The organism is Aeromonas sp. s13 (genome assembly GCF_040907905.1).
Lineage (GTDB): Bacteria > Pseudomonadota > Gammaproteobacteria > Enterobacterales > Aeromonadaceae > Aeromonas > Aeromonas veronii.
This window is the reverse complement of the sequence record NZ_JBFOCS010000017.1, coordinates 66285-75022: the sequence shown is the minus strand read 5'-3', so window position 1 is coordinate 75022 and position 8738 is coordinate 66285. Positions and strand designations below refer to the sequence as shown.

Genomic DNA, 8738 nt, shown 5'->3' with positions numbered 1-8738 from the left:
GCTAACCCTGAGTGCCACGTAATATGAAAGAAGCCCGCAGTTGCGGGCTTCTTTCATATCGGCTGTGTTGCCTTGTGGGCAGACGCGATTATTCGGCAGAGACGGGGTAACCGGCTCCTTTCCAGGCGAAGATGCCGCCCGGCACCCGATAGACTTGCTGATAGCCCTGAGTCACCGCCCAGGCGGCTGCGTTGTGGCTGCGGCCGCACTTGACGAAGCCGCAGTAGATCACCACGGGGCGGGCTTTGTCTTCACCCAGCTGCGCCTGGAACTGCTCCGCCGTGCCGCTCCCCTCGACAATCTCGCTCCAGTTGTCGCCGGACTTGGCCTCCTTCACGAAGACAAAGTTCTTGGCGCCCGGGATGTGCTCTTTCTTGTAGGAGTCCTCATAGGGCATGGTATCGATGATCACCAGCTCCTCACCCTTGTCCATGCGGGTCTTCAGCTCGGCCACGGTCAGCAGCTGATAGCCCCCCTGCTGCGCCTCCTGTGCCAACTGCACAGCCGACTGCTCCAGCTTCACCTCCTGCTCGAACTGGTTATCGCCACAGCCGCCGAGGGCAAAGCTGGCGGCGATCAGCGAGGCCAGCAGGGTGCGGGATCGCAATGTCATCATGTCACTACTCCTTTAGAACGGGAAAAACGGGGCGGGAAGTTCGCAGCAGGGCGCCCGCAAGCGTCAGTAGCAGCAGATCCCGCACAATGGCCTCCGGCAATGAGCTGAGGTCAGCCCTGCCCAGACAGCCGCAAGAGATGTCGAGCCCGATGGCAACGCCATAGCCCAACACCGGAATAAACAGGGCGAGCAGCCCGATCACCAGCCACAGCCCCCAGCGCCGGTTGGCCATGACTGCAAGCCCGGCGCAGAGCTCAAGGGCGATCAGCCCCCAGGCCACCGGCGGGATCAGCGGCGGCCAGATCAGGCCAAAGGCGCCGATCTGCTCGATGAACAGGGCGGGGGAGACCAGCTTGAACCCAGCGGAGGCGAGGAAGAATCCCCCCAGCGCCAGATTGGCCAGCATGCGCAGATAAACGGCCATGGGATAGCTCTTTATCATCCATGACTCCGACTGCCAGCCACTGGAGTTTGCTTCGCCATGTCCGGGCTATCGGCCGGATAGCGGGCCAGCTCGTGATAGTCGCCGTCCGCTTCGCAGCGAAAGACGGCGGTGGTTTCACCGTTCTGACACCACTGTTGCCACTCGTCTGGCGGGCAGTGGAGGCGAATGGCGAGGCCACAGCCGGCGCTGAGCAGGCGCGGCACATCGCAGACCCGAAACGACTGACCGTGCTGCTCCAGCCGCTTGCGCAGTCTGACCGTGCCGAGGGTAGAGTGGAACAGGTAGAGAAACTCCTGATTCATGATTTGCCTCCTGTGCTGGCGCGCGCGCCGAACAGGGCAGCCCCCAGCGCACCGGCAAACTGGGCATCCGGGTGGGTGGCCACTTCGCAGCCCAACCCTTCGGCCAGATAGTGGCGGAAGGTGGCGCAGTGGCTGACGCCGCCGGTAAAGAGCACGCTCGGTCGGGCGCCGAGGCGGCCGATAAAGTTGGCACTGCGCCGGGCCATGGAGCGGACGATACCGGCCAGGATTGACTCGGCCGGAATGCCCGCCGAGCGCAGGCTGATCGCCTCCGATTCGGCAAACACGGTACACATGCTGCTGATGTCGTGGGGCTCGGCCCCTTGCAGCAGTTCGTCAAGCTGCTCGACCCGAGCTCCCAGAGTGCGGGTGATCACCTCGAGAAAGCGACCGGTGCCAGCGGCGCACTTGTCGTTCATCAGAAAATCGGTGAGGTTGCCGTCGCTATCGAGCTGGATCACCTTGCTGTCCTGCCCGCCGATGTCGATGACGGTGTGTACCGACGGGCAGAGCAGGCGAGCCCCCAGCCCGTGGCAGGAGATCTCGGTAACCCGGAGATCGGCGAACGACGCCAGATCCCGGCCATAGCCGGTCAGGGTCAGGTGGGGGCGCTCTGGCAAATCGGCCGAGAGCTCCTCCCAGCCTTGCTCGATGGCAGCCAGCGGACGAAAGGGGGTCGGCACCAGAAAACGGCGGACGATACGCCCGCCATCCCGGCTGTCGAACAGGATCCCCTTGGTCGCGGTGGAGCCCGAGTCAATCCCGATGGAAAGTGACACGGCGCCTCCTTACAGCATCTCGATAAAGGCGGCCAACCGGGTGGCCAGTTGTCCCTTGTCGGCGCTGGAGTAGTCGGTCTCGACTGCCATGTAGGGGATACCGTGGCGTTCGCGCACATGGCGCTTGATGGCGAGCGACTCCACCGCATAGGTGTGGCAAGCCTGCAGGATCACATCGATCACTCCGTCCGCCTGATACTCCTCTACCATCTGGCTCAGCAGATTCATGCGCTGGTGGTTGGGGGAGATGCAGGAGCAGCCGATGGCCAGATACTTGTCGGTCAGCGCATCGAACGGGTCGCCCTGTTCGCTGACGCACTGCTCGGTTGCCTTGGCGCCGGTGCAGTTCTCGTAGCCCACCACCCAGCCACCGTGCTCCTCGATGAGGCGCACCACCTTGTCGGCCGCGCCGCCGATGGGGCAGCCGGTGATGAGGATGCGCGGGCGGGCATCAAGCCGCTTGCCCTCGGCATACTCGACCTTGATGCGGCGGGTCATCTCCTGCAGCTCGCTGATGAGCTGCTCCTTGTCGAAGCGGAAGGTGGCACCATAGACCACCTTGAGCAGGTCGGTACCGCTCAGTGCCGGCGGATTGAGCTGGCCCAGCCGGTAGAAGTCGGCCAGCGCGCGGCGCTCGCGGTTTTTCAGCACGATCGCCTCGTGCAGCGCCTGCTCGCTGATGGGGTTGCCGAACTGCTGCTCCAGCAGCGCCTTGAAGCGGACGATCTCGCTGCGCCACAGGGTGCGGGAGGCCTCGTCATCGGCGCGGTTTGGCAACTGCATCACGTGCACCGGTTTGAACTCGGCCATGTACTCGTACATCTTCTTCTTGCCGTCGCAGGTGGTCTCACCCACCACCAGATCGGAGAAGTAAAAGTAGGGGCACTTGTCGGTCTTGCCGAACCCGTAGCTGCTCTTGATCAGCGGGCAGAGGTTGCGGGGCAGATCTTTCTCGGCCTCCTCGATGGTCTCGTCGCTGGTGGAGCAGAGCGATACCACCACCGCACCGGCGGCCATCGCCACTTCCTGCGGCATAAAGGTGCAGTAGGTACCAACCAGGGGGATCTGTCGCTCCTTGAGTGCCATCACAGCCAGAAAGCCCTGACGACGGGCATCTGAAAAACTCTCGAAAATGGCTGGCAACTCGGTGATCAGTGACATAAGCGATCCTGTCCTGCTGGGAAATGAGAGAGAGGAAGAGGCCGTCCATCACGGCTCTTCCAACCGCGGGAATTATACCTTTGGGGGTAATTCGAAAATTGCGGTGGATCACAAGGTGCCGGATAAAGCCTTAATAACAGGGAGGTTATCTGATGTGTGATGAAGAGAGGGGGATGAGAATAAACAACGGGCACCGCGAGGTGCCCGTTTCATGTCATCAGTGACGCAGCCCGGTGCCGCGGGAGATAAGCCACCAGGCGATACCGTAGAGGGCCACGATAAAGCCGATGATGATGAGGTAGGCGGTGCCGAGCGGCACGTCGGAGATACCGAGGAAGCCGTAACGGAACGCGTTCACCATGTAGATGATGGGGTTCACCTGGGAGACACCCTGCCAGAAGGGGGGCAGCAGGCTGATGGAGTAGAACACCCCGCCCAGATAGGTGAGGGGTGTCAGCACGAAGGTGGGGATGATGCTGATGTCGTCGAAGGTCTTGGCAAACACCGCGTTGATAAGGCCACCCAGCGAGAAGAGGATGGCGGTCAGCAGCACGGTGAAGCAGACGCTGAACAGGTGGTGGATCTGCAGCGGCACGAAGAACAGCGACACCAGGGTGACGATGAGGCCGACACAGAGGCCGCGTGCCACGCCTCCACCCACATAGCCGGCGATGATGACGTAGTTGGGCACCGGTGCCACCAGCATCTCCTCGATATTGCGCTGGAACTTGGCGCTGAAGAAGGAGGAGGCAACGTTGGAGTAGGAGTTGGTGATCACCGACATCATGATGAGGCCGGGCACGATGAACTCCATGTAGGTGAAACCGCCCATGTCACCGATGCGCGAACCGATCAGGTTGCCGAAGATGACGAAGTAGAGGCTCATGGTGATGGCCGGTGGCACCAGGGTCTGGATCCAGATCCGGGTGAAGCGGCTCACCTCCTTGGCCAGAATGCTCTTGAAGGCGATGTAGTAGATGGCCAGATTCATGCTTTTCTCCCCTCTTCGACCAGATTGACGAACAGCTCTTCCAGCCGGTTGGCCTTGTTGCGCATGCTCACGACCTGCACCTGCTGGCTCGACAGCTGCTCGAACAGGCTGTTGAGTGACTGGCTCTTGTCGAGATCTACCTCGAGGGTGCGCTCATCCGGCATACGGCCGTTGAACTCTGGCACCTCAGGTACGGCAGAACCTGGCGCAAGGTCGAGCAGGAAGGTCTCGCGACCCAGCTTGCCCAGCAGATTCTTCATGCTGGTGTTCTCGATCAGACGACCCTTGTCGATGATGCCGATGTTGCGGCAGAGCATCTCCGCCTCTTCCAGATAGTGGGTGGTGAGAATAATGGTGACGCCCTGCTCGTTGAGATCCTTGAGGAAGGTCCACATGGAGCGGCGGATCTCGATATCGACCCCGGCGGTCGGTTCATCGAGGATCAGTAGCTTGGGTTCGTGCATCAGGGCGCGGGCGATCATCAGGCGACGCTTCATGCCGCCGGAGAGGGTGCGGGCAGGCATGTCGCGCTTCTCCCACAGATCGAGCTGGCGCAGGTACTTCTCGGCACGGATCTTGGCTTCCGCCTTGGGCACGCCGTAGAAACCGGCCTGATGGGTGACAATCTGGATCACCTTCTCGAACTGGCTGAAGTTGAACTCCTGCGGCACCAGCCCGAGCTGGGCCTTGGCCTGTTCGAGATCGCTGTCGATGTCGTAGCCAAATACCTTCACCTTGCCGGCGCTCTTGTTTACCAGCGAGCTGATGACGCCGATGGTGGTGGATTTGCCCGCTCCGTTCGGGCCTAGCAGGGCGAAGAAATCCCCCTGCCTGACGGTAAGATCGATGCCTTTAAGGGCTTCGACGCCCCCCTGATAGGTCTTTTTCAGGCCGCTGATTTCCAGTGCGTTCATTGCAACCTCTGTGATGGTTGAATCCGGCTCGATACAGAAAAGGCGGCCAAGGCCGCCTGCACAGAGTAAAGGGCGCAAGGCCGCTTCACCCGTGATATTCCTGAACCTGGCTTACTCCTGGGGTACCACTTTGCCGATAAACGGCAGGTTGCGGTACTGCTGGGCGTAGTCGATGCCACAGCCGACCACGAATTCGTCCGGAATGGCGAAGCCAATCCAGTCGACCGGCACCTGCACTTCGCGGCGGGAGGGTTTGTCCAGCAGGGTGCAGATGGCCAAGGATTTCGGCTCGCGCAGGGAGAGGATCTCGCGCACCTTGTTGAGGGTGTAACCGGTGTCGATGATGTCTTCCACGATCACCACATCCTTGCCCTTGATGTCATCGTCCAGGTCTTTGAGGATGCGGACGTCACGGGTGCTGTGCATGCCGGAGCCGTAGCTGGAGGCGGTCATGAAGTCCAGGGTGATGGGCAGCTGGCACTGGCGGCAGAGGTCGGCCAGGAAGATGCAGGAACCGCGCAGCAGCGCAATCATCACGACTTCGTCAGAACCCTGATAGCGGGCGGTGATCTCTTCACCCAATTTGGCGATCCGGGCGGCTACTTCAGCCTCGGAGATCATCACCTCGACGGTGTGTTTCATCACTTACTCCCATAAGGCCAAAGGGGATTTGGCCGTTCATGAATATCAAAACCGATGATTCTACCACTCATGTTGAAGGGTGCTAGAGATACGTGGTGCTTTTATCGGCTTATTTTAATTGATAGAGTTAGCAGGCACTCAGGCATGATTAGTTAAAATACTATAAACACCATAATCAATAACTATTAGATGATAAAAACTATGGAACCACGCGCAGAAATAAGACGTCGTACCCGGCTGTCGCCGGAAGCTCGTCGCTCCCAATTGATGGAATGTGCCATCGAGGTGTTCTCCCGTCGCGGCATTGGCCGTGCAGGTCACGCCGAGATAGCCGAACAGGCCAAGGTCTCTGTGGCTACCGTCTTCAACTATTTCAACACCCGCGAGGAGTTGGTAGATGAGGTGCTGGCCGAGATCGAACGCTTTGTGAACCAGATGCTGTCGCAGGCATACGGTGACCAGGGCTCCATTTTCGACAAGATCCAGCGTCATGTACGCCTCTCTGTCGATGCCGCCTACGATCAACCGGATTATGCCGGTATCTGGCTGGAGTGGAGCTCATCGGTTCGGGAAGAGGTATGGCCCCGCTATACCCGGCTGCTCGATCACTGCCTTGAGCTGATCGCCAGCGAGCTGCAAACCGCCATGGATGTAGGGGAGATCACCAGCGTGCTGTCAGCACAGGATCTGGCCCGCTCTCTGACCGGTTTTGGCTATGTGATGATGCAGATGATCAATCAACCTCAGCGCCCGGTGCGCCAAGAGGTGACTGATTTCCTGTTCAAGTACGTGACGGCGCCAATTCAGGCTCGCTAACACGGCTTAACGAAAAAACGGCGTCACTCATTGAGTGGCGCCGTTTTTTTATGGCCGGATATGGCGGTCAGCTCAGTGGTGGCCATAGCCCCAGCGGTGGGTCAACTCATGCTCGACACCCAGATGATCTAGGATGCGGGCGACCATAAAGTCCACCAGATCCTCGATGCTTTTCGGCTCATGATAGAAACCGGGGGCAGCGGGCATGATGGTCACCCCGAGCCGTGCCAGTTTCAGCATGTTCTCCAGATGGATCGCCGAGAAGGGGGTTTCGCGGGGCACCAGGATCAGCTGGCCGCGCTCCTTGATCACCACATCCGCCGCCCGTTCCAGCAGGTTGTCAGAGGTGCCGTTGGCAATGGCCGAGACGGTGCCCATGGAGCAGGGGCAGACCACCATCTGTTTGGGCGCGGCCGAACCGGAGGCCACCGGCGAGAACCACTCCTCCTTGCCGCAGGCGACAATCTGCCCCTCCTTGGCGCCATATTGGCGACAAAGATAAACAGAGAGCTCTCTCGGCGAGCCGGGCCAATCCTGCTGCTGCTCGGTCTTGAGTACCACTCGTGCCGCCGATGAGGCGAGCAGGTAGACCCGATAATCCGCCTGCACCAGACACTGGAGCAGGCGCAGGGCGTAGGGGGCGCCGGAGGCGCCGGTCAGCGCCAGGGTGATCGCTTTGTTCATAGTTCGCCGTGGTAATCCTTGAGGCGGGTGATCAGCTTGTCATGAATGCCACCGAAGCCGCCGTTGCTCATGATCAGAATATGGTCGCCATCGCGGCTCTCGGCCACCAACCGGTTGATCAAGGTCTCCAGATCGTTGAATACCTTGGCCGGTCGGGTCATATGGGCGGTCACCTCGCCGAGATCCCAGCCGATGTTGGGGGGCTGGAAGAAGAACACCTCGTCGGCACCATCGAAGCAGCCAGCCAGCTCCTCCTTGTGAACCCCCAGCTTCATGGTGTTGGAGCGTGGCTCCAGCACCGCCAGAATACGGGCCTCACCCACCTTGGCGCGCAGGCCGCCGAGGGTGGTCTCGATGGCGGTGGGGTGGTGGGCAAAGTCGTCATAGACGCTGATGCCAGCCACTTCGCCCTTGAGCTCCATCCGCCGCTTGGGGGATTTGAACTGGCAGAGGGCAGCGATGCCGTGCTCCACCATCACGCCAGCATGGCGGGCGGCCGCGATAGCCATCAGGCCGTTGTTGACGTTGTGTTCGCCAATGCACTCCCAGTGCACCTCGCCCTGTTTTTCACCATCCAGCCACACCTCGAAGGCGGAGCCGTCATCGGCCAGCTTGACCGCCTTCCACTTGGCGTCGTCCTGACCTACCAGCTCCACTTCGCTCCAGCAGCCCATCTTGCGCACGGCGGTGAGGTTGTCATCGGCTTGCGGGAACAGCACCCGGCCGTTGCTCGGCACGGTGCGCATCAGGTGGTGGAACTGGCGCTGGATCGCGGCGAGATCCGGGAAGATGTCCGCGTGGTCGAACTCCAGATTATTCATCACCAGGGTGCGCGGGTGGTAGTGGACGAACTTGGATCGTTTGTCGAAGAAGGCGCAGTCATACTCGTCCGCTTCGATGACGAAGAAGGGGGCGGAGCCGAGACGGGCCGAGACCGGGAAGTTGCCCGGCACGCCGCCGATCAGGAAACCGGGCTCCAGCTTGGCGTACTCCAGCACCCAGGCCAGCATGCTGGCGGTGGTGGTCTTGCCGTGGGTGCCAGCGACGGCCAGCACCCAGCGATCTTGCAGCACATGCTCCAGCAGCCACTGGGGGCCGGAGATGTAGGGCAGATTGCGGTCCAGCACATATTCAACACAGGGGTTGCCGCGGCTCATGGCGTTGCCGATCACCACCAGATCCGGCGCCGGATCGAGTTGGGAGGGGTCATAGCCTTCGGTCAGTTCGATGCCCTGTTGCTCGAGCTGGGTGCTCATGGGGGGATAGACATTGGCATCCGAACCGGTCACCCGGTAACCAAGCTGTTTTGCCAACACCGCCAGACCACCCATAAAGGTGCCGCAGATCCCAAGAATGTGAATATGCATACCGCTTCCTTTCGCAGTAAA

The 8738-nt window shown here is 60.7% G+C and carries 11 protein-coding genes; 1 reads left to right on the top strand and 10 read right to left on the bottom strand.

All coding sequences use genetic code 11. The features are described from left to right. Positions 1-88: 88 nt before the first annotated feature. The 8 genes from AB5Y82_RS02230 to hpt form a co-directional block, all read right to left on the bottom strand. Complete coding sequence (locus tag AB5Y82_RS02230) at positions 89-616, bottom strand: rhodanese-like domain-containing protein (RefSeq protein WP_159144334.1); 528 nt, start codon at positions 614-616, stop codon at positions 89-91. Positions 617-620: 4 nt separating this feature from the next. Beyond that, the gene (locus tag AB5Y82_RS02225; protein WP_234888379.1) at positions 621-1040 is read right to left on the bottom strand and encodes a MauE/DoxX family redox-associated membrane protein; all 420 of its coding nucleotides are present in this window, start codon (positions 1038-1040) and stop codon (positions 621-623) included. 14 nt (positions 1041-1054) lie between these two features. Beyond that, the gene (locus AB5Y82_RS02220; RefSeq protein WP_159144332.1) at positions 1055-1363 is read right to left on the bottom strand and encodes a DUF3343 domain-containing protein; all 309 of its coding nucleotides are present in this window, start codon (positions 1361-1363) and stop codon (positions 1055-1057) included. Next, positions 1360-2142 carry an acyl-CoA dehydratase activase gene (locus AB5Y82_RS02215; RefSeq protein ID WP_159144331.1) on the bottom strand — a complete coding sequence of 261 codons (783 nt, stop codon included), beginning with the start codon at positions 2140-2142 and terminating at the stop codon, positions 1360-1362. The genes AB5Y82_RS02220 and AB5Y82_RS02215 overlap by 4 nt, the downstream gene beginning before the upstream one ends. A gap of 9 nt (positions 2143-2151) precedes the next feature. Beyond that, entirely contained in the window at positions 2152-3303 is a 1152-nt protein-coding gene (locus AB5Y82_RS02210) for a double-cubane-cluster-containing anaerobic reductase (RefSeq protein ID WP_201939135.1), read from the bottom strand. 217 nt (positions 3304-3520) lie between these two features. Next, positions 3521-4294, bottom strand: coding sequence for an ABC transporter permease (locus AB5Y82_RS02205; protein WP_019445351.1), 774 nt, complete (start codon positions 4292-4294; stop codon positions 3521-3523). Continuing rightward, positions 4291-5208, bottom strand: a complete 918-nt coding sequence (locus tag AB5Y82_RS02200) for an ABC transporter ATP-binding protein (protein WP_005335620.1) — start codon at positions 5206-5208, stop codon at positions 4291-4293. The genes AB5Y82_RS02205 and AB5Y82_RS02200 overlap by 4 nt, the downstream gene beginning before the upstream one ends. Positions 5209-5319: 111 nt before the next feature. Continuing rightward, positions 5320-5850: a hypoxanthine phosphoribosyltransferase gene (gene hpt / locus AB5Y82_RS02195; protein ID WP_159144329.1), complete on the bottom strand. Its 531-nt coding sequence runs from the start codon at positions 5848-5850 to the stop codon at positions 5320-5322. Positions 5851-6051: 201 nt separating this feature from the next. Between hpt and AB5Y82_RS02190 the strand changes: the two genes are divergently transcribed. Beyond that, entirely contained in the window at positions 6052-6666 is a 615-nt protein-coding gene (locus tag AB5Y82_RS02190) for a TetR/AcrR family transcriptional regulator (protein ID WP_159144328.1), read from the top strand. 72 nt (positions 6667-6738) lie between these two features. Here the strand turns inward: AB5Y82_RS02190 and AB5Y82_RS02185 are convergent, their stop codons facing one another. Both AB5Y82_RS02185 and mpl read right to left on the bottom strand, forming a co-directional pair. Beyond that, positions 6739-7350 (bottom strand): flavin prenyltransferase UbiX, encoded by a 612-nt coding sequence (locus tag AB5Y82_RS02185; protein WP_111900180.1) that lies wholly within the window; start codon positions 7348-7350, stop codon positions 6739-6741. Beyond that, positions 7347-8717, bottom strand: a complete 1371-nt coding sequence (mpl, locus tag AB5Y82_RS02180; RefSeq protein ID WP_201946644.1) for a UDP-N-acetylmuramate:L-alanyl-gamma-D-glutamyl-meso-diaminopimelate ligase — start codon at positions 8715-8717, stop codon at positions 7347-7349. Before mpl ends, AB5Y82_RS02185 begins: the two co-directional genes overlap by 4 nt. Between the last annotated feature and the right edge of the window lie 21 nt (positions 8718-8738).